The sequence below is a fragment of the Nocardioides sp. AN3 genome (assembly GCF_054653495.1).
Window position 1 is genome coordinate 313192 of sequence record NZ_BAAIGC010000001.1, and the last position, 22325, is coordinate 335516.

General features: G+C 70.1%; 25 protein-coding genes. 12 read left to right on the plus strand and 13 right to left on the minus strand.

Translation table 11 applies throughout. The features are described from left to right. Positions 1-59 precede the first annotated feature (59 nt). Together ACYQ1K_RS01405 and ACYQ1K_RS01410 are read right to left on the minus strand one after the other, a co-directional pair. The gene (locus tag ACYQ1K_RS01405) at positions 60-1034 is read right to left on the minus strand and encodes a TolB-like translocation protein (protein ID WP_459980693.1); all 975 of its coding nucleotides are present in this window, start codon (positions 1032-1034) and stop codon (positions 60-62) included. Then, positions 1031-2275 carry an MFS transporter gene (locus ACYQ1K_RS01410; protein WP_459980694.1) on the minus strand — a complete coding sequence of 415 codons (1245 nt, stop codon included), beginning with the start codon at positions 2273-2275 and terminating at the stop codon, positions 1031-1033. The genes ACYQ1K_RS01405 and ACYQ1K_RS01410 overlap by 4 nt, the downstream gene beginning before the upstream one ends. A 217-nt stretch (positions 2276-2492) precedes the next feature. Between ACYQ1K_RS01410 and ACYQ1K_RS01415 the strand changes: the two genes are divergently transcribed. Continuing rightward, the gene (locus tag ACYQ1K_RS01415) at positions 2493-2774 is read left to right on the plus strand and encodes a hypothetical protein (protein WP_459980695.1); all 282 of its coding nucleotides are present in this window, start codon (positions 2493-2495) and stop codon (positions 2772-2774) included. A gap of 30 nt (positions 2775-2804) precedes the next feature. On the opposite strand, the gene ACYQ1K_RS01420 is transcribed toward ACYQ1K_RS01415, so the two are convergent. From ACYQ1K_RS01420 to cysD, 3 genes are all read right to left on the minus strand, one after another. Beyond that, on the minus strand, positions 2805-3893 hold the full coding sequence (locus ACYQ1K_RS01420) for a hypothetical protein (RefSeq protein WP_459980696.1): 1089 nt from the start codon (positions 3891-3893) through the stop codon (positions 2805-2807). A gap of 385 nt (positions 3894-4278) precedes the next feature. Beyond that, the gene (locus tag ACYQ1K_RS01425; protein ID WP_459980698.1) at positions 4279-5541 is read right to left on the minus strand and encodes a sulfate adenylyltransferase subunit 1; all 1263 of its coding nucleotides are present in this window, start codon (positions 5539-5541) and stop codon (positions 4279-4281) included. Further along, positions 5541-6455: a sulfate adenylyltransferase subunit CysD gene (cysD, locus tag ACYQ1K_RS01430; protein WP_459980700.1), complete on the minus strand. Its 915-nt coding sequence runs from the start codon at positions 6453-6455 to the stop codon at positions 5541-5543. Before cysD ends, ACYQ1K_RS01425 begins: the two co-directional genes overlap by 1 nt. A gap of 153 nt (positions 6456-6608) precedes the next feature. Here cysD and ACYQ1K_RS01435 point away from each other — a divergent pair, with 153 nt between their 5' ends. Beyond that, positions 6609-7775 (plus strand): nucleotide sugar dehydrogenase, encoded by a 1167-nt coding sequence (locus ACYQ1K_RS01435; protein ID WP_459980702.1) that lies wholly within the window; start codon positions 6609-6611, stop codon positions 7773-7775. Here the strand turns inward: ACYQ1K_RS01435 and ACYQ1K_RS01440 are convergent. Further along, positions 7772-9325, minus strand: coding sequence for a M4 family metallopeptidase (locus ACYQ1K_RS01440; protein WP_459980703.1), 1554 nt, complete (start codon positions 9323-9325; stop codon positions 7772-7774). The genes ACYQ1K_RS01435 and ACYQ1K_RS01440 overlap by 4 nt on opposite strands. 182 nt (positions 9326-9507) lie before the next feature. Between ACYQ1K_RS01440 and ACYQ1K_RS01445 the strand changes: the two genes are divergently transcribed. Then, the gene (locus ACYQ1K_RS01445; RefSeq protein WP_459980705.1) at positions 9508-10281 is read left to right on the plus strand and encodes a 3'(2'),5'-bisphosphate nucleotidase CysQ; all 774 of its coding nucleotides are present in this window, start codon (positions 9508-9510) and stop codon (positions 10279-10281) included. Positions 10282-10436: 155 nt separating this feature from the next. Here ACYQ1K_RS01445 and ACYQ1K_RS01450 read toward each other — a convergent pair whose 3' ends face one another. Both ACYQ1K_RS01450 and ACYQ1K_RS01455 read right to left on the minus strand, forming a co-directional pair. After that, entirely contained in the window at positions 10437-10655 is a 219-nt protein-coding gene (locus ACYQ1K_RS01450) for a hypothetical protein (RefSeq protein WP_459980706.1), read from the minus strand. A gap of 97 nt (positions 10656-10752) precedes the next feature. Continuing rightward, the gene (locus ACYQ1K_RS01455; RefSeq protein WP_459980708.1) at positions 10753-11724 is read right to left on the minus strand and encodes a sulfite exporter TauE/SafE family protein; all 972 of its coding nucleotides are present in this window, start codon (positions 11722-11724) and stop codon (positions 10753-10755) included. A gap of 116 nt (positions 11725-11840) precedes the next feature. Here ACYQ1K_RS01455 and ACYQ1K_RS01460 point away from each other — a divergent pair, with 116 nt between their 5' ends. Beyond that, complete coding sequence (locus ACYQ1K_RS01460; RefSeq protein ID WP_459980711.1) at positions 11841-12026, plus strand: hypothetical protein; 186 nt, start codon at positions 11841-11843, stop codon at positions 12024-12026. 204 nt (positions 12027-12230) lie between these two features. On the opposite strand, the gene cysC is transcribed toward ACYQ1K_RS01460, so the two are convergent. Next, on the minus strand, positions 12231-13958 hold the full coding sequence (gene cysC, locus ACYQ1K_RS01465) for an adenylyl-sulfate kinase (RefSeq protein ID WP_459980713.1): 1728 nt from the start codon (positions 13956-13958) through the stop codon (positions 12231-12233). Positions 13959-14086: 128 nt separating this feature from the next. Here cysC and ACYQ1K_RS01470 point away from each other — a divergent pair, with 128 nt between their 5' ends. The 6 genes from ACYQ1K_RS01470 (at position 14087) to ACYQ1K_RS01495 (ending at position 17541) form a co-directional block, all read left to right on the plus strand. Continuing rightward, positions 14087-15019, plus strand: coding sequence for an asparaginase (locus ACYQ1K_RS01470; protein ID WP_459980715.1), 933 nt, complete (start codon positions 14087-14089; stop codon positions 15017-15019). Further along, positions 15019-15297 (plus strand): hypothetical protein, encoded by a 279-nt coding sequence (locus ACYQ1K_RS01475; RefSeq protein WP_459980718.1) that lies wholly within the window; start codon positions 15019-15021, stop codon positions 15295-15297. The genes ACYQ1K_RS01470 and ACYQ1K_RS01475 overlap by 1 nt, the downstream gene beginning before the upstream one ends. Positions 15298-15353: 56 nt before the next feature. Then, complete coding sequence (locus tag ACYQ1K_RS01480; RefSeq protein WP_459980720.1) at positions 15354-15749, plus strand: helix-turn-helix domain-containing protein; 396 nt, start codon at positions 15354-15356, stop codon at positions 15747-15749. 25 nt (positions 15750-15774) lie between these two features. Continuing rightward, a complete protein-coding gene (locus tag ACYQ1K_RS01485) occupies positions 15775-16650 on the plus strand; it encodes a hypothetical protein (protein ID WP_459980722.1) in 876 nt (291 codons plus the stop codon). A gap of 201 nt (positions 16651-16851) precedes the next feature. Further along, complete coding sequence (locus ACYQ1K_RS01490; protein ID WP_459980724.1) at positions 16852-17139, plus strand: DUF2516 family protein; 288 nt, start codon at positions 16852-16854, stop codon at positions 17137-17139. A gap of 48 nt (positions 17140-17187) precedes the next feature. Further along, positions 17188-17541: a phosphomannose isomerase type II C-terminal cupin domain gene (locus ACYQ1K_RS01495; protein WP_459980725.1), complete on the plus strand. Its 354-nt coding sequence runs from the start codon at positions 17188-17190 to the stop codon at positions 17539-17541. 7 nt (positions 17542-17548) lie between these two features. Here the strand turns inward: ACYQ1K_RS01495 and ACYQ1K_RS01500 are convergent, their stop codons facing one another. From ACYQ1K_RS01500 to ACYQ1K_RS01515, 4 genes are all read right to left on the minus strand, one after another. Beyond that, a complete protein-coding gene (locus ACYQ1K_RS01500) occupies positions 17549-18451 on the minus strand; it encodes a hypothetical protein (protein ID WP_459980727.1) in 903 nt (300 codons plus the stop codon). Positions 18452-18506: 55 nt separating this feature from the next. Beyond that, positions 18507-19301 carry a hypothetical protein gene (locus tag ACYQ1K_RS01505; protein WP_459980728.1) on the minus strand — a complete coding sequence of 265 codons (795 nt, stop codon included), beginning with the start codon at positions 19299-19301 and terminating at the stop codon, positions 18507-18509. A 149-nt stretch (positions 19302-19450) separates the two neighbouring features. Next, positions 19451-19711, minus strand: a complete 261-nt coding sequence (locus ACYQ1K_RS01510; protein ID WP_459980730.1) for a hypothetical protein — start codon at positions 19709-19711, stop codon at positions 19451-19453. Next, a complete protein-coding gene (locus tag ACYQ1K_RS01515; protein WP_459980732.1) occupies positions 19708-20535 on the minus strand; it encodes a hypothetical protein in 828 nt (275 codons plus the stop codon). The genes ACYQ1K_RS01510 and ACYQ1K_RS01515 overlap by 4 nt, the downstream gene beginning before the upstream one ends. An 86-nt stretch (positions 20536-20621) precedes the next feature. On the opposite strand from ACYQ1K_RS01515, the gene ACYQ1K_RS01520 reads away from it, so the two are divergent. Further along, a complete protein-coding gene (locus ACYQ1K_RS01520) occupies positions 20622-22037 on the plus strand; it encodes a tyrosine-protein kinase domain-containing protein (RefSeq protein WP_459980735.1) in 1416 nt (471 codons plus the stop codon). After that, positions 22034-22324 (plus strand): PqqD family protein, encoded by a 291-nt coding sequence (locus ACYQ1K_RS01525; protein WP_459980738.1) that lies wholly within the window; start codon positions 22034-22036, stop codon positions 22322-22324. The genes ACYQ1K_RS01520 and ACYQ1K_RS01525 overlap by 4 nt, the downstream gene beginning before the upstream one ends. Position 22325 lies beyond the last annotated feature (1 nt).

A 22325-nucleotide genomic window follows, 5' to 3' on the forward strand; every position in this document is an offset into this window, starting at 1 on the left:
CATGTCTATCGGCTCCGGGCACCCTCGCGTCAGGCCTCGGAGGCCGGGTTAGCGAGGGTTCATCGAATCGACGCCGGTGAGTCGGCGTCAGGTACGACGAGCGTCGGCGTGCCCGATCCGTCGGCGGGCACGGACCACACATCGGCGTGCCGAGCATCACGGCGTACGCCGTACAACACCGTCTCGTCGTCGAGCCAGGCGAGCTGGTCGTCGATGCTGCGCTGCTCAGCGAGCAGCGTCTCCTCACCCGTGGTCAGGTCGAGCACGGCGAAGTGCCAGCCGCGGCCGATCTGCTTCTTGAACGCGATGCGGGACCCGTCGGGCGAGAGCGAGGGGCATTCGACGTTGCGGTGCACTGTGGCGAGCGTGTGCGCCGCGAGGTTGCCGCGGACCAGATAGCGCTCGCCGGCGGTCGACATCGTGGCGTAGAAGGTGCGGTCGTCGGCCGCGAAGGTGACGCCCCAGAAGTTGAGGTCGGCGGCGTGGTAAGGCTTTCCCTCGACGGTGATGTGCCAGTCCTCGAGGGTGCCGACCAGGTCGTCGTGGCGGGCGTCGTAGGTGCCGCTGCGGGTGCTGAACCGGCCGCCGTTGTAGGAGTCGCCCTGCACGAACACGGTCCACGAGAAGAGCCGGCCGTCCGGTGAGATCCGAGTCCGGCTCGGCACGCCCACCAGCGGGAACGACGACGTCGGGTGGGTGTGCTCGTCGAGGAAGGCGACGTCGAAGGTGCCTGCCGCCTCAGCGCTCGGACGCAGGCACACGCCGTGGCCGCGAACGGCGTACACGCGGACGCAGACATCGGCCGAGTCGGTGCGGTCCTCAGGGTGGGCCGGGTCGAGCTGCGCCAGGTGACTGTAGGAGGCGCCGCCGCGCAGGTCGCGCACGACGAGTGTGTTGCTCCGGGTCAGGTCAACGGACCTGTCGTCGGCCGCCGCCTGGTTGGCAGCCCGGCGCGTCGCGACGAACCCGAGGCAGGCGGCGACCAGCACGGCCACGCAGATGCCGAGGACCGCGGCGCGCAGGCGCGTGCTCACGCCGTGCGTCCTGGACGCAGAAGGCGGATGATCACGGGCAGCAGCAGGATCACGGCGAGGCCGGCGATGAGCCAGGCAGGTCCGGCGCCCCACCACTGCCAGACGACCGCGAAGAGCACCGACGAGACGAGGTAGGCGAGCGCCTGTCCTGTCTGCAGCAAGGCGATCCCGCTCGTGCGCAGCTCGACGGGCAGCACGGCGCTCGCTGCGGCGACGAGCACGCCTTCGGTGGCGGCGTAGAAGGCGCCGTAGAGCGCGAGCGTCGCGCCGATGGTCAGCCATCCGCCTCGCGAGCTCGACAGCAGCACGTAGACCGCGGCCAGTGCGACGTGCCCACCCACGACCACCCACCAGCGCCCGACCCGGTCGGCCAACACCCCCAGCGGCACGGCGAGGAGGAGGAAGGCCACGCTGGTGGCGACGGCCAGCAGCGGATACCACGTCGTGCTCAGCTCCTGGCGCAGGAACAGCCGGAGGTAGACGAGGGTGTCCCCGACGGTGACCAGGCCGAGCAGGACGGCGGCGACCTGCATCCGCGCGATGGCGGGGTCGCGGAGAAGCCGGAGCACCACGCGGAGGTCCGGCCGGCCGGCGGCGTTCGAGGCGGCGGTGCGCCGGGGCTCGCGTGCGAACAGGACGAGCACCAGCACCCCGAGCACGGCGACGCAGAGACTGACGAGGAACACGGCGTCGTATTCCGTGCTCGCGCCCGCCGCGAGCAGCACGCCGGTCGCCACCAGCGGTCCGAGGAAGGCGCCGGCACTGTCCATCGCGCGGTGGACGCCGAAGGCGCGGCCGAGTGCCTCAGGCTCGACGACAAGCGAGATCATGGCGTCACGAGGGGCGGTCCGGATGCCCTTGCCGACCCGGTCGATGCCGATCGCGCCGACGACCCCGGCGGCGCTCGGCACGGCGAGGAGCACCAGCTTTGCCAGCGCGCCCAGTCCATAGCCGGTGCCGGCCACCGCCTTGAGGGCGCCGAGCCGGTCGGCGACGTAGCCGCCGGCAAGCCGCGAGAGCGCGGTCGCGCCCTGGTAGAAGCCGTCGAGCAGGCCGACGCCGACCACCCCCAGGCCGAGCTGCACGAACGCGTAGGCGCCCAGAACCGACGTGACCATCTCGCTCGAGACATCGGTCACCAGGCTGACGACGCCGAGGGCAAGCACATTGCCGACCAGCACCCGACGCACGGGGACCCTCGGTGCGGTCGTGGACGTCTTGCGAACGGTCGCGAGATACACCCGGCTCTTCTATCGGCCGCGGACACAGGCCACGGCAGCCAGCGCGCAGCCGCCGCATGAACGCCGGACGAAGGTTCGTCAGCAGAGGGTCCCGTTCTCTGCGGCTGCAGGGCTCCCCAACGCTGTTTCCTGGGCGGACGCGGCGGCCTTTGCAGCGTACACGTGCCCCTGTGGATAACTTCAGCAGGTTGCGGGCGAGACGGACTACGGTCGATCCATGCATCTTCACCTTGTCACGACGGAATCGCTGCCCCAGGCGGATCTCAGCTTCACTCTCGACGAAGCGGCGGTCTGGGGCGACCTCTATCGGTTGGCTGAGCAGGCGAAGGCGATGGGCCTTCACGAGCAGGAGCCGGTGCGCTTCGACTGGCTAGCCCAGACGGATAACGGTTTCGGGGTTGAGGTCTTCGCCAACACGGACGAGTGCCTCTTTGATCTCGAGCCCCAAGGAGGCGATGGGTTGTCGGGGATGCCGGAGCTTCCCCCTCTGCAGTCCTGAGCTCCAAGCTGGTCTGCCAGGAGCCTGGTTTCAGCGCTGGTGGGCTCGCAGCTGCGACGGCGTTGGCTGCGCGTTGCCGTAGAGGAAGCTGCTCGACGAGACGGCCCAGCGTCGGGCCGTCCAGGCGGCCGCCGGGAGCCCTGAGTCGGTCGCTGGCGCCCAGTAGTCGTCGCGGTTGCAGTCGAGGCGCAGGTAGCCGCGAGCGAGCCTCGCTTGCATCCAGCCCGAGGCACCGCCGCACCCGTTGGCGTAGGACTGCCCCTTGGTCGGCGGGTTGTAGCAGAGCAGATCCCAGCAGTCCGTGGGGTGCAGCGGGTTCGCCTTGTTCTCATGTGGCGCGGACGCCGTCATCGCCCCGAGCGCGTGCGTCATCTCGTGAGCCATCACCTGGGTGGGATAGGTGAGATCGCCGAGACCAGGGCCACCGCTAAGGGACGAGGAGAGGTCGACGTAGGAGAACGACGTGTAGTTCGCGGGGTTGTCCCGCGTCGGCGTCTCGTCCGAACCGGTGCCCGTCGAGTTCGCTGGGTCCTCGCTGATCCCCGTCCACGTGTGGGCGTACGCCGGCGAGGACTGCAGGAACACCAGATACTTGCGGTTCGGCGCGTTGAAGCCGTGCGTCAGCAGCCATTCGGTGAGCGTGCCCGCGCCGAACGGCGTAGCTGACGATCCGGGGTCCCAGACGTTGCCGGTGTTGTAGACGCTGCTCGGCACCCGAACGGGCCGCACGTCTGCCTGGCAGCCGGCCGTGGTGACGAACCGCGGGGCCAGCGAGCGCGCGAACAGCTGGCGCTGGTTGCGGAGGTAGCGCCGCGCCGAGGCGGCGAAGAGGGACTGCGTGCCGCGCACCATGAGGCGGATGTCGCGCACGTTCGCCCTCGCTGTGGGGGACTGGTTGTCGGGATAGACCCACAGCACCTGCCAGGCCGAGGCGGACGTGCCGCCAGCGGCTGCGTCCGTCTGGTAGCAGGCGGCGGGGAAGTAGGGGTAGACCCAGTCTGCTCCGGCGATGCCGCTGCGGCGGTTCCACCAGGGGCGCTTGCCGCGTTGGCGGGAGAAGGCGCGATATGGCTGGCGGAACAGACGACGCACCGCGGAAGTCACTTGCCGGCCGGTCATCCTGCGCATCGTCGGTGAGGACGGGCGCTCCGCCATGGCGATCGCAGGCGGCTCGTCAACCGGCCGCATCACAGCGGGCCCTGGGGCCGGAAGGGTTGCCGACGGGGGTGCTGGACGGACCGCCCCGACAGGTCGTGCAGTGAGGGTGGCACCGCCGCCTCCCGTCGCGCTGACCAGGGAAAACGGCAGGGCAGCAAGCATCACGACCGAGCACAGGGCGGGTCGAATCCGCATGCTTCAGGGTCGAATTCACCCTGGTGCTCGCGAATGACCTCAATTGGGCAAAACATCCACCGCCGGCTGGCCGGCAGGACGGACAGCTGGCCCGAAAGCACCAAGCCCCGCTGACCTTTCGGTCAAGCGGGGCTCGGTGCTGGGGGCGGTGTCAGCCGGCGGAGTTGATCATCCCCGCGCCGACGGTCACACCGGTCGCCTCGTCGATGAGGACGAACGAGCCGGTGGTGCGGTTCTTCGAATACGAGTCGACCAGCAGCGGCACCGTCGTGCGCAGCTGGATGCGGCCGATCTCGTTGAGCCCGAGCTCCTTGGTCTCGTTGTCGCGGTGGAGCGTGTTGACGTCGAGCCGGTATTGCACATCCTTGACCAGCGCCCGTGCTGAGCGGGTGGTGTGCTTGATGGCGAGCTTCTGCCGCGGCCGCAGGGGAGTGGTGGTCATCCAGCAGACCATCGCGTCGATGTCCTGGCTCGGCTTCGGCGCGTTGTTGACCCGGGCGAGCATGTCGCCGCGCGAGACGTCGACGTCATCCTCCAGGCGGACCGTGACCGACATCGGCGGGAAAGCCTCGGTGATCTCACGGTCGAACAGGTCGATGCCGGCGATCTTCGATGTCATCCCCGAGGGGAGCACGACGACCTCGTCGCCGGGCTTGAGGACGCCACCGGCCACCTGGCCGGCGTACCCCCGATAGTCGTGGTGCTCGTCGGACTTGGGCCGGATGACGTACTGCACCGGGAAGCGCACATCGACCAGGTCGCGGTCGGAGGCGACGTGGACGTTCTCAAGGTGGTGCATGAGCGTTGGCCCGGAATACCACGGCATGTTCGTCGACCGGTCGACGACGTTGTCGCCCTGGAGCGCCGAGATCGGGATGATCTCGAGGTCCGGCACGTTCAGCTTGGTCGCGAACTGAGTGAAGTCGGCCGAGATCTGGTCGTAGACCTCCTGGCTGAAGTCCACGAGGTCCATCTTGTTGATGCACAGCACCAGGTGCGGCACGCGGAGCAGCGAGAGCAGCACCGCGTGGCGGCGCGACTGCTCGGTCAGGCCGTTGCGGGCGTCGACCAGCACCAGGCCGAGGTCGGCGGTCGAGGCGCCGGTGACCATGTTGCGGGTGTACTGCACGTGGCCCGGGGTGTCGGCGATGATGAACTTGCGCTTCGGCGTCGCGAAGTAGCGGTAGGCGACGTCGATCGTGATGCCTTGCTCGCGCTCGCTGCGCAGGCCGTCCGTCAGCAGGGAGAGGTCGGTGTAGTCGTGGCCCTTCGCCTCGCTCGTGGCCTCCACGGCGGCGAGCTGGTCCTCGAAGATCGCCTTCGAGTCCAGCAGCAGGCGCCCGATGAGGGTCGACTTGCCGTCGTCGACCGAGCCGGCGGTGGCGAAGCGCAGCAGGTCCATCTTCGTGGCCATCAGAAGTAGCCCTCCTTCTTCCGGTCCTCCATGGCCGCCTCGCTGAAGCGGTCGTCGCCACGGGTGGCGCCGCGCTCGGTCACCCGAGCGACGGCCACCTCATCGATGATCTCCTGCACGGTGCTGGCGGTGGACTCCACGCATCCGGTCAGCGTGAGGTCGCCCACGGTGCGGAACCGGACCGTGCGCTCCTCGGCGACCTCGCCGGGCCGGCACGGGTTGAACTCCGACTCCGTCAGCAGCATCCCGTCGCGCTGGAAGACGCGGCGCTGGTGGCTGAAGTAGATCGACGGGATCTCGATGCCCTCCCGGCCGATGTAGTCCCAGATGTCCAGCTCGGTCCAGTTGGAGATCGGGAAGATGCGCATGTGCTCGCCCTCGTGCAGGCGGCCGTTGTAGAGCGACCACAGCTCCGGGCGCTGGTTCTTCGGATCCCACTGGCCGAACTCGTCGCGGTGGGAGTAGACGCGCTCCTTGGCGCGGGCCTTCTCCTCGTCACGACGACCACCCCCGAAGGCGGCCGTGAAGCCGCCCTCCTCGAGCGCGTTGAGCAGCGTGCCGATCTGCAGCCGGTTGCGCGAGGTCTTGCCGTCGTCGACGACGATGCCGTCCTTGATCGCCTGCTCCACGCTGGCGACGATGAGGCGCACGCCCAGCCGGTTGACCCAGTTGTCACGCGTGTCGATGACCTCGGGGAAGTCGTAGCCGGTGTCGACCTGCAGCACCGGGAACGGGATCTTCGCGGGGTAGAACGCCTTCTCGGCCAGGCGCATCATCACGATGCTGTCCTTGCCGCCGGAGAACATCAGCACCGGCTTCTCGAACTCGGCGGCGACCTCACGGAAGATGTGGATCGACTCCGCCTCCAGCTGGTCCAGCTGGCTCAGCCGATAGTCGGGGTGGGTCTGGGTCATGGCTTCCCTTCACAATTGGACACAGCACAGGTGGGTCCAGCCCGCAAGGGCAGCCATCATCGTAGACGGGCGCGCAGCCGCCGCCGAACGCGCGCCACAGCGTGGGCAGGGTTACAGCCCACGTCGGGGTCATGCTCCCATAGGCTGGGGGCCATGAAGATCGCCATCGTCGGCACCGGCTACGTCGGTCTCTCCAACGCCGTCATCCTCTCGCAGCACCACGAGGTGTGGGCGCTGGACCTCGACGCCGCCAAGGTCGACAAGGTCAACGCGGGCATCTCGCCGATCGAGGACGCCGAGATCGAGGACTACCTCGCCCACCGGCCGCTCCAGCTCACCGCGACGCTGGACAAGCAGGCGGCGTACGACGGCGCCGACTTCGTCGTCATCGCCACCCCCACCGACTACGACGAGCGCACCAACTACTTCAACACCCGCTCCGTCGAGAGCGTCATCGCCGAGGTGCTCGCCGTGAACCCGACCGCGACCATGGTGATCAAGTCGACAGTGCCCGTCGGCTTCACCGGGCGGATGCAGGAGGAGCACCCGGGCGCATCGATCATGTTCAGCCCTGAGTTCCTGCGGGAGGGGCGCGCGCTCTACGACAACCTGCACCCTTCGCGCATCATCGTCGGTGACCGCACCGAGCGCGGCAAGGTCTTCGCCGAGCTGCTCGTGGAGGGCGCGATCGACAAGGACGCGCCGGTGCTCTTCACCGACTCGACCGAGGCCGAGGCGATCAAGCTCTTCGCCAACACCTACCTCGCGCTGCGGGTGGCCTACTTCAACGAGCTCGACACCTATGCCGCGATGCACGGCCTCGACAGCGCCCAGATCATCGAGGGCGTCGGCCTCGACCCCCGGATCGGGTCGCACTACAACAACCCGTCCTTCGGCTATGGCGGCTACTGCCTGCCCAAGGACACCAAGCAGCTCCAGGCCAACTACCGCGACGTCCCGCAGAACCTCATCAGCGCCATCGTGGAGGCCAACACCACGCGCAAGGACTTCATCGCCACCGACATCCTGCGGCGCGGTCCGCGTGTGGTCGGCATCTACCGGCTGATCATGAAGGCCGGGTCCGACAACTTCCGGATGTCGTCCATCCAGGGCGTGATGAAGCGCATCAAGGCCAAGGGCGTCGAGGTCGTGGTCTACGAGCCGTCGCTGACCGAGGACACGTTCTTCAACTCCCGCGTCATCCGAGACCTGGACGAGTTCAAGGCGATCTCGGACGTCATCGTGGCCAACCGGCGCACCGAGGTGCTCGAGGACGTCGCCTCGAAGGTCTACACGAGGGACATCTACGGCCGCGACTAGGGGCAGGTCGGCTCCCCGGACTGGGCGGGCACCGAGACGGCGTTCCAGGCTGCCTTCACCGCGTTGAACTCGGTGCACGAGCCGGGGTAGAGGTTCTTCGCCGCCGTGAGCGTCCACACGCGATACTTCAGGTAGGACGCGCCCGTCGTCTTCTGCAGCATCGCGTTGTACATGATCGTGATCGCCTTCTGGACCCCGACGCCGGTCACGCTCGAGCCGTTGCAGGTCGGGCTGGTCGGCTGGCCGTTGGTCGGGTTCGTGCCCTCCGCGAGCAGGTAGAACCAGTGGTTGCCCGGTCCGGCCGCGGCGTGGACCTCCTCCGTCGCGGTCGCTGCGGAGTAGCAGTTGTCGTCGCCGGCGAGCGACGGGTTGTACATGTAGCGGATCGGACCCGTGCCGACCAGGTTCACCTGCTCGCCGACAGTGAAGTCAGGGACGTCGTACGGCGCCGCCTGGTTGTCGAACCACTCGGTCGCCGCTCCGAAGGTGTCGGCGACGAACTCCTGGGTCCCGCCGCCGGAGATGCCGCCCGGTGTGTGGTCGTCGACGCCGTGGCCGAACTCGTGGGCGACCACGTCGATAGAGCCGATCCACTTGCCGCCGGTCGAGGTGTGGCCGACTGCGACCTTGCGGCCGTCGTAGTAGGCGTTGACGTCGTTGAGGCCGACGCGGATCGGCACCCAGCCGCCGGAGCCGTCCATGCCGTTGCGGCCCAGCCAGGTCGAGAGCATCGCCCTCTCGCGCTGCGCGGAGTAGAGCGCGTCGACGCAGCCGGTCTCACGGTTGGTCGGGTCACCGTTGCCCCAGAGGTCGTCGGAGCCGGTGAAGACCTTGCCGCCGGTGTAGCTCTGGCACTGCAGGCTCGTCGCGCCGGGCGTGACCAGGGAGTACGTCGTGCCGGACCTCGGCGAGCTCGACTTCGTGGTGTCGAGGTGGACGGGGTCAGGCCCGCTCCAGGCGGCCTGGCCGTCGCCGTACAGGACGTGCTCGGTCGTGCTCAGGACCTTGCCGCTCGTCGCGTCGACGTAGACGCTCAGGCGCGAGGCGCGTCCCTGGCGCGTGCCGTCGACGGTGGTCTCCCACGCCAGGCGCGAGGCCTCGTCCTGGAGGACGACCAGACGGCTGCCCTCGACCTGGGCGTCATCGACGAGACGGGCGGCCGCGGTCTGGGCGCCCGTCGCGGAGATGCTCGGGTGCGTGGACGCGAGCAGCACGGGCCGGGTCTGCGCGACGGAGCTGTCCAGCACCTTCCCGTCCGAGTCCGTGGTGACTACGAAGTCGCCGCCGACCACCGGGAGCCCGCGGTGGCTGCGCTCGTAGGGGACGTACTGCAGGCCATGCGACGAGACGACGCTTCCGGCGACCACCTCGTCGTTCGGGCCCAGCTTGAGGTGGGCGGGCCGAGCGGCGACGAACCGTGCCGCGCCACGCTCAGCGAGCTCCGTCGGGCTCGGCTGCGGGGAGGCGGCGTGGCCCCCATCGGGTGACGCAGCGAGCACGGTGACGGTGGTGAGGGCTGCGGCAACGCCGCCGATGATGCGTCGGTTCACTGGCGTGTTCTCCCGTGAGGGTCGGCCGAGGCCGATGTGCGGTCTGTGACAGTCATCGAACGTGGTGGCCGCGGGGCCGGTCAACGCTTCGCGAGCCTCGCACAAGTGCAGTGCACGAGTCTGCAGAACGCGGGCGGCTGCCCCATCCTGGGGAGGGTGCGGGCCTGGGTAGGGTGCGGGCCGTGACCTGGGACCCCGCGACTGCCACCGACCATGAGCTCGCTGTCCGGCTGGCCGAGCAGGCCGGTGCGCGGCTCCTGGAGGTGCGCGCGGGCTCGGGCCTCGAGGGCAGGGAGCTCAAGGACGCCGGCGACGCCGCCGCCCAGGCCCTGCTGGCCGACCTCCTGGCCGCCTACCGGCCGCACGACGCCGTGCTGTCCGAGGAGGCCGTCGAGACGCACGCCGACGCCGGACGGCTCGCCGCCGAGCGTGTCTGGATCATCGACCCGCTCGACGGCACGCGGGAGTTCTCCGAGCCGCCCCGCGACGACTGGGCGGTGCACGTCGCCCTCTGGTCCCGGGGAGAGCTCGTGGCCGGCGCCGTGGCGCAGCCGGCGCTGGGGGAGACGTTCCACACCGGCGTACCGCCCGTCGTGCCGCCCTCCACAGCCGACCGTCCCCGCATCGCGGTCTCGCGCTCCCGGCCGCCCGCCTTCGTCTCCGCGCTGGCCGACGAGCTCGGCGCCGAGCTGGTGCCGATGGGATCAGCGGGGGTCAAGATGATGAGCGTGGTCCGCGGCATCGCCGACGCCTACGTGCACGCCGGCGGCCAGTATGAGTGGGACTCCGCGGCCCCGGTCGCCGTGGCCGCCGCGGCCGGGCTGCACACCTCCCGCGTCGACGGCTCCCCGCTCGTCTACAACCGCCCCGACCCCTACCTCCCGGACGTCGTCGTCTGCCGACCCGCCCTCGCCGAGCCGATCCTGGCGTTCATCGCTCGCCACGGGACGGACTGACGTGTTCCTCCGGGGGTCCTTCCGGGGTAGTTCGGGACGTTTCCCACGGTCTACTGACCGGTAATGGTCGGAAACGTCCCGAATTACCTCCCCCCAGAAGCCGGTCCCCCAACCGGCACCCGCTGTCCCCCTCCCCGGACTGCGGGTCGTCCCCCTCAGCTCGCGGCCCCCACAGGCTCCAGCAGCCGATGCCGCGGGCGGATCGTGGGGAGGCGATGCACGGCGTCGGTGCACCCGCAGCGCTCGTCGGTGCTCTGGCCGTCGACGACGGCGCGGCACGAGTGCTGGGCGTGGAAGATCGGAGCCACCAGGAGCGGGTAGACCGGGTGGCCACACTCGAGGCAGGGGCTCAGATCGGGGACGTCGTCGTGCATGTGGCTATATCACTGCGTTCGACGGCCGATCAATGGTCGAACAGGTCGATCCTTACCCAATCTGGGGGAGACCGTTCCCGTCGTGTGACCGAGCGGTCTAGCCCGCCTGTCCCGCGTCCAGGCTCGGCTCGCGGGGCGGGCGCAGCTCGGTCTCGTCGACCTGCCAGGCGCCCGAGTTGCGGTCGAACGCGGGGACGCCCGCCGTCTGACGGACCAGGCCCCACACCAACGGCCCCAGCAGGAGCATCCCGGCGCCGATGATCCCGACCCAGGTCGGCGAGACGCCCAGCATCTTGAGTCCGGTCAGCGACAGCACGATGACGATGCCACGACGGATCACCGACTGGCCGATCCGCGCGGCGATGCGCGCTCCGAGGAAGGTGCCCGGCGTGCCGCCGATGATCAGCGGCACGAGGACACCGACGTCGACTCCGGTCGTGACCACGTGGCCGATCGCGGCGGCGAGGACGAGGGGGACCGCTTGCATGAGGTCGGTGCCGACGAGCTTCACCGCGGAGAGCGTCGGATAGAGCAGGAGGAGCGCCACCATGATGAGGGAGCCGGAGCCGACGGACGTGATGCCGACGAGGAGGCCTCCCAGGGCGCCGACGAGCAAGGTCGGGACCGGCCGCACCTCGATGGACGACGTGGTCCTGCGCCCGCTGGCGATGGTGCGCAGCTGGAGATACATCCGCAACGTGTACGACGCTGCCGCGAGCAGTAGCGCGACGCCGATGGCGTTCGTCAGGAACTTCTCGGTGTTGTCGCCGCCGATGTGCTGCACGATGAACCCGCCCGCGAACGCGAACGGCACCGACCCGATCACGAGGAAGAGGGCGAGCCGCAGGTTGGGGGAGCCCTGGCGCCAGTGCACTGCGGCGCCGACCGTCTTGTTGACCGACGCCGCGACCAGGTCGTTGGCGACGGCCGCCGTCGGGTTGACGCCGAGGAAGATCAGCGCGGGCGTCATGAGCGCTCCGCCGCCCATGCCCGTCAGGCCGACGACGATGCCCACGCCGAAGCTGACGATGAGCACCGACAAGGCGTCGGTGGTGAAGAGCTCGTGCATGGGCCGCAATCCTGCCAGGACGGTCCCGGAACGTTTCGCGGTCTCGGTCGTTGGTCACCAGTAGGTTACAAGGGAGAAACCTGCGTGTCGGTCTCGGAGCCCTCGAAGGAGTCGTCATGACAGTCGCCCTCACCGTGCTCGCGGTCGTCCTCGCGTGGTGCGCCGCAGCGCTCGTCGCCGGGGTCGTCATCGGGCGCGCTATCGCCGGTGAGCGTCGGGGTGGCACCATCGACGGGATGCCGCGGATGTCGCGGCGGGCTCACCTCGGCCACGTGCGTGTGAACACCGCATCCTTTCGGTAAATGGTCGTCTCCTTCGCGTTAAACGCTCGTTGACAATCCATGAGTACGACCGTGCCCGGACGGACCAGCCCTTTACCGTCGGCGCGTGCAGTGGTGGAGACGGTGGAGACGAAGCGTGGTGTGTCGCCGGAAGTACGGTGACCGCTGCCCCCATATCGAGTCGCATGGCAAGCGGACCCGGGAGACATCCGGGGCCGCCAACAGCTAGCGGCCCGACGGCACGTCGGCTGCGGGCTGAGTCTGAGTCAGGGCCGGGAGGATGACGCTCAGGAGATGCTCGATGCTCGCGGCGGCCCGTGCCGCAGCCTCGGGGCCCCGGCGGTAGGGGTCGCCGACGTCGAGGGAGGTCTCCGCGCTCCCGCGGGACTGTCCCAGCCTCTCGAGGAGGTCGTGACGGGCGAGCCCTGTGCCGAGCCTCTCGATCGCAGCGGCGGCCTGGCCGAGGGTGAAGACCTTCCGGAACAGGCCGGGCTGGTCGTCGAGGATGAAGGCCCGATGACTCGCTTCGGCGGTCAGGACCAGGTCGGCCTCCTGGAGGAGCTCGCGCGTCAGCGGCCGGCTCCGGAACGCCTTGGCGAGCCGCGCGGCGTCGCCGGCGAGGAGCGCCGCCATCTCCTCGTCCATCTCGGCCGCGTCGAAGCCGCGGGTGCCCGCGCTCGCGAAGACGATGTCGCTCTCGTCCGGGACCAACCGCCGCGAGGTCAGCTCCATGTACGGCGAGCGGCAGATGTTGGCGGTGCAGACGTAGAGCACCCTGAGGGGGCGGGGGGTGTCGACGCGGGTCTCGATACGCTCGCTGGCGCTCGCTACTCGACCGCCGGGATCGCTGGCGCTCGCTACTCGACCGCCGGGATCGCTGGCGCTCGCTACTCGACCGCCGGGATCGCTGGCGCTCGCTGGTCCACGACCGAGTTCCACGTCGACGTAGCCCTTCGCCCGCAGCCCGCGCAGCACGTCCTCGAGCGCGTCCTCGACGCTCCGGCCGGTGGTGTCGACGACCACATCGGCATCCTGCGGCACCTCGTAGGGCGACGAGATGCCGGTGAACTCCGGGATCTTGCCGGCGCGCGCCTGGGCGTAGAGCCCCTTGCGGTCGCGGCGCTCGCACTCCTCCAGCGGTGTGGCCACGTGGACGAGGAAGAACGCCCCGCCCGCGTCCGCGACATATCCCCGCACGTCCTGACGCGTCGCGTCGAACGGCGCGATCGGGCTGCACACGGCGACTCCGCCGTGGCGCGCGATCTCCGCGGCGACCCAGCCGATCCGGCGGATGTTGGTCTCGCGGTCCTCCTTGGAGAAGCTCAGGCCGGCCGACAGGTTGCGTCGCACGACGTCACCGTCGAGGGACGTCACCGTCCGCTCACCCTGCTCGTGGATGAGGTCAACGAGTGCGCGGGCGAGCGTGGACTTGCCGCTGCCGGAGAGGCCGGTGAAGAAGACGACAAGCCCCTGCTGCGACGGCGCCGACCCCTCGAGCGCGACGGGAGGGGCGACGGCCGGGTCGCCGTACGCCGCCAGCACGTGCGGCACCCGCGGGTCGTTCGGTGCCACCGGGATGGCGACGACGTCGCTGTGCTCGGCGAGCGCCGCGCGGAGCACCGCCGGGCGGTCCGCGATGCCGCCGACGAGCACGGCGGTGAAGCCGTCCGGGTGGCGCTCGCGCGCCTCCGTGGGCGTGAGATACAGGCGCCGGAAGGGCCCGTACGCCGGCCGCGTGAGTGGGGTGACGTCCCGGGTCGGCCAGGCCACCTCGGCCAGCGGAAGCCCCTCCGGGTCGACGAGCACGACCGCACCGGCCTCACGCGCCGCTGCCTCGACGTCTGACGGCAGCCGCAGATCCAGCGGTCCTGGGAGTGCGCCCGAGACGACCAGCTCCAGGTCGTCGAGCTCGAGGGGCGTCGGGTGGAACTGCGGCGCTGGCACGGCGGACATCCTTCCATGCCGGATTGCCGGGGTAGTTCGGGACGCTTCCCGCGGTCTACTCGTCAGTAATGGTCGGGAACGTCCCGAACTACCCCGCCGAGGGCCGGCCACGACCCCCCGCCCGTACCCTTGCCCGCATGTCCGTCCCTGTCGCCGAGATCGTCCGGTCGGGCTTCGTCGAGGGGCACCATCACGGGTCCGTGGTGGCACTGGCGGCCGACGGGAGCGTCGCGTGGTCGGTGGGGGACGTGACGTCGCAGATCCTGCCTCGTTCGACGAACAAGCCGTTGCAGGCTGTCGGGATGGTCGGTCTCGGGCTGGACCTTCCGCCGCATCTCCTGGCCCTCGCGGCCGCCTCGCACTCGGGGGAGGAGATGCATCTCGCCGGCGTGCGGGAGATCCTCGGCAGCGCCGGGCTGGCCGAGCAGGCGCTGGGCAACATCCGCGACCTGCCACTGGACCCCGCCGTCCGCGACGAGTGGCTGCGGGCGGGGCGCGAGCCGAGCAAGATCGCCCAGAACTGCTCCGGCAAGCACGCCGCCATGCTGGCGACCTGCGTCCTGCGCGACTGGCAGCTCTCCGGCTACTTCGAGCCAGATCACCCGCTGCAGCTGCTCATCCAGCGCCGGTTCGAGCAGCTGACCGGCGAAGCGGCGGTCGTCGCGGTCGACGGGTGCGGCGCGCCGCTCCTCTCGGCATCGCTCACCGGACTCGCCCGGGCGTTCCGCACCCTCGCCCTCGCCACGGAGGGTCCCGAGCGCCGCGTGGCGGACGCGATCCGGGACTGTCCGGAGTATGTCTCGGGCAACAACCGCGACGAGCTGCGCCTCCTCCGGGCGCTTCCCGGCGCGATCGGCAAGCTGGGTGCGGAGGCGGTGTACGCCGTGGCGCTGGCCGACGGCCGCACCGTCGCGCTGAAGGTCGACGACGGTGGCGACCGCGCGCGCCCGGTCGTGATGGCCGAGGCGCTGCGCCGCCTGGGCGTGCAGTCGGCCGAGGTCGACGCCGTCGGCACGCACATGCTGTATGGCGGCGGTGTCCCTGTCGGCGTGGTGAGGGCCTGCTTCTGATGGTGGCGCCTCTGCTTGTCCACGACGTGTTCCCGGCGGCCTGGCCGGGTCTGGTGCTGGCGGCTCTCGTCGTCGCAGCGGCATTCGCTCCGCGTCACGGGCGCAGAGGTGGGGTGCTTCTCGGCCTCCTCTCGGGGCTGTGGCTCCTGTGCAACAAGCGCTTCGAGGGAGGCGTGCTCGTCGTCGTCATGCCTCATCACGGCCTCACCGCCGGCGATCTCGCCGGCGTGGCCGGGCTGGCGATCGGTGGTCTGTTGCTGGCACGTGGCCGTCTGTGACGGGCGCCTCCAGGATTTTGCTTGCAAAAGTTAGCACTTGCTAGCAGGATGGAAGCATGGTTGAAAGCCTGGGCAAGGTCACGCAGAGGGCGCGTGTCCTCGGTGACTACCTCAAGGAGCAACGGATCTCGGCGCGGTTGTCGTTGCGGCAGCTCGCCGACCAGGCAGGGGTCTCCAACCCCTACCTGAGCCAGATCGAGCGGGGGCTGCGCAGGCCGTCGGCCGAGGTGCTCCAGCAGATCGCCAAGGCCCTGCGGATCTCGGCAGAGCAGCTCTACGTCAAAGCCGGGATCCTGAACCCGGACGACGGCGTGGGTGGCTCGGTCGAGCTCGCCGTCCTGGGCGACACGTCGCTGACGGAGCGGCAGAAGCAGTCGCTCCTGGACGTGTACCAGTCCTTCCTCGCCCTCAATGCCCGCCAGCAGGACACGCCCGACCCGGACGAGTCCTGAGCCTCCTCCCCGATTGGAGAACTCCATGCCGAAGTTCGAGCTGCCCAAGGTCAAGGTAGACCTGCATCGCATCGACCCGCGCAAGGTCGACCTGCACCGCATCGACCCGCGCAAGGTCGATCTCCACCGCATCGACCCGCGCAAGGTCGATCTCCACCGCATCGATCCGCGCAAGGTCGACGTGCCGAAGCCGGTCTACGCCGGTGCCGGCGCTGCGGTCGTCGCCGTCGAGGCTCTGAAGGAGTACGTCGACACCGTCTCCAAGCGGGTCACCGGCTACGGCGTCGGCGTCACGTCGCGTGTCGCCGGCTACCAGAAGCAGGTCGTCGGCTTCGAGCCCAAGGCGTTCGCCGACGCGCTGCAGAGCCGGACGACGGCGCGCGTCGAGTCCCTCACCGCCGAGGCCAAGGCGCGCCGCACCGCGCTCGAGTCGCGCGTGGGTGGCCTCCAGGCCGACGCGAAGGCGTTCCCGGCTCTGGTGACGTCGTTCTACAAGGAGACCAGCTCCGAGGCACGCGGGGCGTACGACGGCTTCGCCAAGCGTGGTGAGGTCATCGTCGCGCGCCTGCGCCGCGAGATCCCGGACGAGGTGGTCGTGACCGTGGAGGTCGACGAGCCGGCTGCGAAGAAGTCCGCCACCGCCAAGAAGGCGCCCGCGGCGAAGAAGACGACCGCCAAGAAGGCCCCCGCCAAGAAGGCGACCACCAAGAAGACCACCACCGCCAAGGCAGCTGCCGCGACAGCCCCGGCCGAGAAGGCGCCCGTGGAGAAGGCGGCGAGTGACGTGACGCCGGCGGCTCCGGCCACTCCGGCCGTCAGCGAGGTGCCTCCCGCGGACGCGCTCTTCACGGACACGCCGTCCGCAGGCGCCTCCTCCGACAGCGCGCCCGACCAGTTCTGATCGAGCTGCAACGATCCACCCGGCTGATCCTGGGCCGGCTGGTCCTGGCCGGCTGATCCTGGCCGACTGAAGAGGCGCTGCCACTTCGTGAATCCGTTCGCGAAGTGGCAGCGCCTCTTCAACCTGTTTCACGCCAATGCCCTGCGATCGGGGGGCGGGCGGTCAGACGAGCGGATCGCCGATCTCACGTAGGATCAAGGCATGTCCCTCCTGAGCATTCCTGGCAACGTGATGCTCGTCGTCTACTTCGTGCTGCTGGCGGTCAAGCTGTTCGCCTTCATCAGCGCGCTGACGTTCTCGACCGAGCACTACCGCGCGGCGGGCAAGTGGACGAAGCAGGGCTGGGTCATCCTCCTCGGGGTCGCTCTCCTGCTGCAGGCGATCCCCAGTCTCATGTCACTCACCATCATCAACCTGGCCCTCACGATCGCCGCGTTCGTCTACCTGGCAGACGTGCGCCCGGCGCTCACCGGGCTGCGTCGCCGCTGATCGCCCCGGTGGTGACCCTAACTGGCCCCGCTCGCCTAGGGTGGTTGCGTGGTCGGTGAGATGGACACGCGCCCGTGGGGCAGCTGGCAGGTGCTGGACGAGGGCGACGGCTTCAAGGTCAAGCGCATCACCGTGAAGCCCGGCGCCCGGCTGTCCTACCAGACGCACGAGCACCGTGCTGAACACTGGGTCGTGGCGAAGGGTCGCGCCACCTGCGTCATCGACGGGGAGACGATGGTCGCCGACGTAGGCCAATGCATCGACGTCCAGATCGGCGTGGCCCACCGGATCGGCAATGCCGACGACACCGAGCTCGTCATCATCGAGGTCATGCGGGGGGCCTACCTCGGCGAGGACGACATCGTCCGGCTCGAGGACGACTTCGGGCGCGCCTCCGTCTGAGCGCTGCTCAGTTGATCCGGCGCGCGGTGCGCCACGCCCGCGGAAGATCCCTGAGGGCGGCCCGCAACCGCCACCAGCGCGCTAGCCAGAGACCGCGCCGACCCGGTGGCGTCTGAGGGAAGTACCGCCGCAGGTGTGGTTCGTTCGAGAAGAACACCGTCATCGCGAGGACCGGCCATCGCCAGGGAGCAGTGCGTCGCAGCGCGACCAACCATCCGAGGTTGCGGTGATGCGCGCTGGACTGCCGCAGGCTCCACTGCGCGAGGCGCGGATCGTCCATGGCCGCATCGGCGCCGTCGATCCCCAGCGCACGGAGGAACGGCCGTGCCGTGCTCAAGCATCCGGTGTCGGCGGCGAGGGCCCGGAGTCCGGCCTTGTCGACCGTCCGCGCCGCGAGGCGGTGGACGAGGACGGCGAGCTCCCGGGCGTTGCGCGGGTCGTGCGGCGCACGCAGGGCATGCAGCGCCATGACCAGCGCGGACCCGAGGAGGCCGGTGGCCGGCACCGTGACGCCGGCGGCCTCGATGGCCGTGCGACCGGCCCACAGCTCCTCGAAGACGTCCGCCGGGTCCGCGAGGAAGCCGGGGAACCGGTCGTGGATGTCGATCTCGCAGGGCCAGCTCGGGTGCTGGATCGTCACCGAGTGTGAGCCGAAGGGAGGTGGCACCGGCGGCTTCGGTGGCTCGCGCCACCCCAGCTCGAGCAGGGCCGCCACCAGGTCCGCATGGCGCGCCGGTTCGACGAGGACGTCGACGTCGACGGAGTCACGTGGGGAGCGCAGGCCGTGTGCCTCGTTCACCCGCCCCTTGATCGCCAGCAGCCGAGCGCCGACATCCTCGGCGACCCGAGCCACCAGCGCGTAGCCGAGCTCGATGCCCTCAGCGAGCTCGAGCGCGACGTGGGACGTCACCCGTCACTCCCCGGCTGGCGAGCCGGTGCCAATGCTGTCGGTCACCGACGCCGCGTCAGCCGATGGCGCCCGTGGCCGTGCTGGGCGACCCCACGGTGGCCGAGCCGCCGCCGTTGCTCATCGTGGCGGACGTCAGCTGCAAGGAGAAGGTCCGGTTGCCGCTAGCGTCGTGCCAGACGAACGACGGAGTCGTCACGGTCGCGGTCCCGGCGGACGTCCTCACCGTGCCGGTCGCCGTGGCGACGCCGTTCGCGGGCGCGGGGCTGACGGTGAGCTTCCACGCGACGTCGGCGTCGGCGTACTTGCTGGAAACGGCGAACGTCACTGTTCCCGCCTTCGTCTTCTTGACCCAGGTCGAGGTCGGCGTCCCGCTGACCGCGACGGTCGCCTTCGCGTAGACGGTCCCCGCGCCGCCGGTGGTCGCCAGCGGACGCGGCGCCCCGGCGGTCTGGCCGGCTGCGGCCAGAGCCACGACCCCGTTGCCGGTCCCGCTGAGCGTCACGACGACGGTCTTCGTCACACCGGCGCCACCGAGGGGCACGTCTCCGAAGGTGACAGGCGCCGCCGTGCCGCTCCCGCTCGCCGTCAGGACCACGCCCGTTGCGGCGGCGTTGCTGGAGGTGACCTGCACGGAAAGGGTCAGGGTTGCGCCCGACTGGGACTGCGTCACCACGTTGACGGTTAGCCGTGCGGCCGTGGGGGCGACGGGCACCCCGGAGGCTGCGGCGTACTCCGTGACGGCGGAGACCACCTGGACCGCGGGCACCGCCCATGCGGCGTGCGCGCCGACCTTCAGGATGGCGCGACGGGACCGGTGCTGCTTCGGCGCCTCGAGGGGCGTCAACGACATGGGACTCTCCTTGGCGGTCCCGAGCACGACCGCATCCGCGCGGGGTCGACGTACCCCGTCTCGGGGATGAATCCTGAGATTGGGACTGCTTCGGACTGAGGAGATTTTCCGTTCTGTGGGCAGATCGTTGCGTTGAGGCCGGCCAGCGCTCAGGCTTCCGCGACGACGACGCCTGCGTCGGCCAGGCTCCTCACCAGGGAGAACACCGCCCCCTCGCCCTCTGCTGGCAGTCCGACGGAGGAGGCCAGGACGTCGACGAGCACCTCGACACTGGTCCAGACCTCTGTTGACAACCGGTTGACAGCTGCAGACGCCACCTCGCTCAGGACCATCACGGTCCCGTTGAGGAGCAGCACCAGTTCGCCGTCGAGCATCAGCTCGTCGGCGACGGGCTGGCGTCGGATCCTCACCGGCTCACCAGCTCGGCGACGACCGGCTCCAGGTCGGCCGACTCCTCGTAGCGCACCTCGAACACGCCGCCGGTCTGTTCGACGATCTCGGCCATGAACGACAGCGGCCGGGGCAGGCGGCCGAGGTAGGAGGTCTCCGGTGCGAGGGCGGCGAGAGCCATCGACGTCCGCAGGCGGTCGAGGCCCACCTGGCGCGTGCCGTCTCGACGCAGCACCATCACGGCGGCGAGCGTCGGCGAGTCCGGCGCGGCAACGAGACCCACCTCGGCTGGGCCGATCTGCTCCTTGATCTCGGTGCCGGGCCGCACGAGGGACAGGGGTTTCGGGTGCGGGTGGATGCGCAGGTCGGGCGCGACCGCGACCGTCTCGTCGCTGACGTAGCCGAACCGAGTGCCGAGTGTCCGCGAGGCCGTTGACTTGCCGGTGCCCGAGGGTGCGACGAGTGCGACGGTCGCCCCGGAGGAGGGGTCAGCGAGCGCGGCGCCATGGAGCATCCAGAGCCGGCCGGCCTGTCGCTCGATGGCCGCCAGCGTGACGCGGGTGGAGAGATGGTGCAGGGCATCCGGGGTCGTCGCGGCGGCGATGCACCCGGCCAGCGAGGCAGCCGAGCGAAGCGCGTCGTCCGCGGTGACGACCACATCGAGGATGACGCCCGGAGCGACGGCCTCGCTCAGGGCGGCGGACCAGGCGCGGTGTACGTCGGCTGCCAGCTCAGCCCTGCTCTCCGGCCCCTCGGCCCAGCAGCGAACTGTTACCGATACACCGAGTGTCCACAGGTTGACGTCGGTTGACGCCCAGTCCGGTGGAGTCCAGGTGCGCGGCATGCCCGGAGTGTAAGGATCCACCGCGTCGGCCACGGCGGAACTCGGAACTCCGTGCCCCCCTTCACCTCACACGGGAGTCCCCAGCCTTGGAACTGCAGGATTATTGGCGCGCCGTGCGCAACCACTGGGTCGGCGTCGTGCTCATCGTGGTCGCGACGTGCGGCATCGGCGTGCTCTTCACGGCGATGCAGACGCCGGTCTACGCCGCCAACGCGACCGGCTTCGTCGGGACCGGGGACTCCGACAATGCGGCGCTGGGCTCCATCACCGACCAGCTCGCCAAGTCGCGCGCCACCTCGTATGTGGACGTGGCGCAGAGTCGCGCGACCGCCCAGGCCGTCATCGACAGCCTTGGCCTGAACACGACGCCCGCCGAGCTCGTCGGGCACATCTCGGTCACCCAGCCGACCGACACCGTCCTGCTCAAGATCGTGGCCAGGTCCACCAGCCCCGAGCAGGCGCAGCGTTTGGCGGATGCCTGGGTCGCCGCCCTCGCCGGCCAGGTGCAGGCGATCGAGTCGCCCGGCGGCAAGCCCAAGGACGGGACGCCGCGAATCGTGCCGCTCGAGTCGGCCGCGTTGCCCGGCGCTCCCTCCTCGCCGCGACCCGAGCGCAACCTCGCGATCGCCGTGGCGCTCGGGGCTCTCCTCGCGCTGGGCTACGCCGTGCTGCGCAACACCCTCGATCGGCGCCTGCGCACCCCGGACGACGTGCGGACCCGGTTCAGCCTTCCCGTGGTCGCCACCATCCCGACGGCGCAGTCCATCCGCACGCAGCCCGGTCGTCCGGTGGCCTTGGCGCGCACGGAGGACAGCGACCTCGCCGGCGTCGCCGCTGCGGAGGCCTTCCGAAAGCTGCGGACCAACCTCCTCTTCATGGACGTCGACAACCCGCCGCGCCGGCTGGTGGTGAGCAGCCCGCGGCCCGGTGACGGGAAGTCGACCGTCGCCGCGAACGTGGCGGCGGCCCTGGCCTCGAACGGACAGCCGGTCGTCCTCATCGATGCGGACCTGCGACGGCCGACCGTGGCGACGGCGTTCGCGGTCGACGGTGCGATCGGCCTCACCAGCGTGCTCAGCGGGCAGGTCGGCGTCCACGAGGCGCTGCAGACGCCCGACGGCTTCACCGACCTGCGTGTGCTGAGTGCGGGTCCGACGCCCCCGAACCCGAGCGAGCTGCTGGGCTCGCGCGCGATGCGGACGCTGGTCGAGAGGCTGGCGCTCGACTACACGGTGATCCTCGACGCGCCGCCCCTGCTCCCGGTCACCGACGCCGCGCTCCTCAGCACCGCTGCGGACGGCGTCATGCTGGTGATCTCGTCCGGACGCACCGTCGACGCTGAGCTCAGCAGCTGTCTGGAGTCGATCGCGGCGGTCAACGGCCGGGTGCTCGGCGTCGTGCTCAACCGGGTCGCGCTGCGACACAACCCGGCCGGCTACTACAGCTATCGCGGGGAACGGGCCGTGGAGCGTCCGACGGTCGACACGCCAGCGAGCGCATGAACGTCCCCGACGCGGCCGTCTGGCGGCGTCCCGATGGCCTGGCGGTCGTCGAGGGTGACCAGCGGACGGTGATCCTCGACCTGAGCGCGCCTGAGCGGCCTCCGTTCGTGCTGACCGGTGCCGGGACCGCCATCTGGGCCGCCGTCGACGGAACTCGCAGCGCCTCGGAGATCGTCTCGACGGTCGCCGCCGAGCACGGCCTCGAGGATGGTGCGGTCGATCACGACGTGCGCGCCTTCCTGGCGGACCTGGCCGCGCGCGGCCTCGTCACCCAGCATGTCGTGTGAG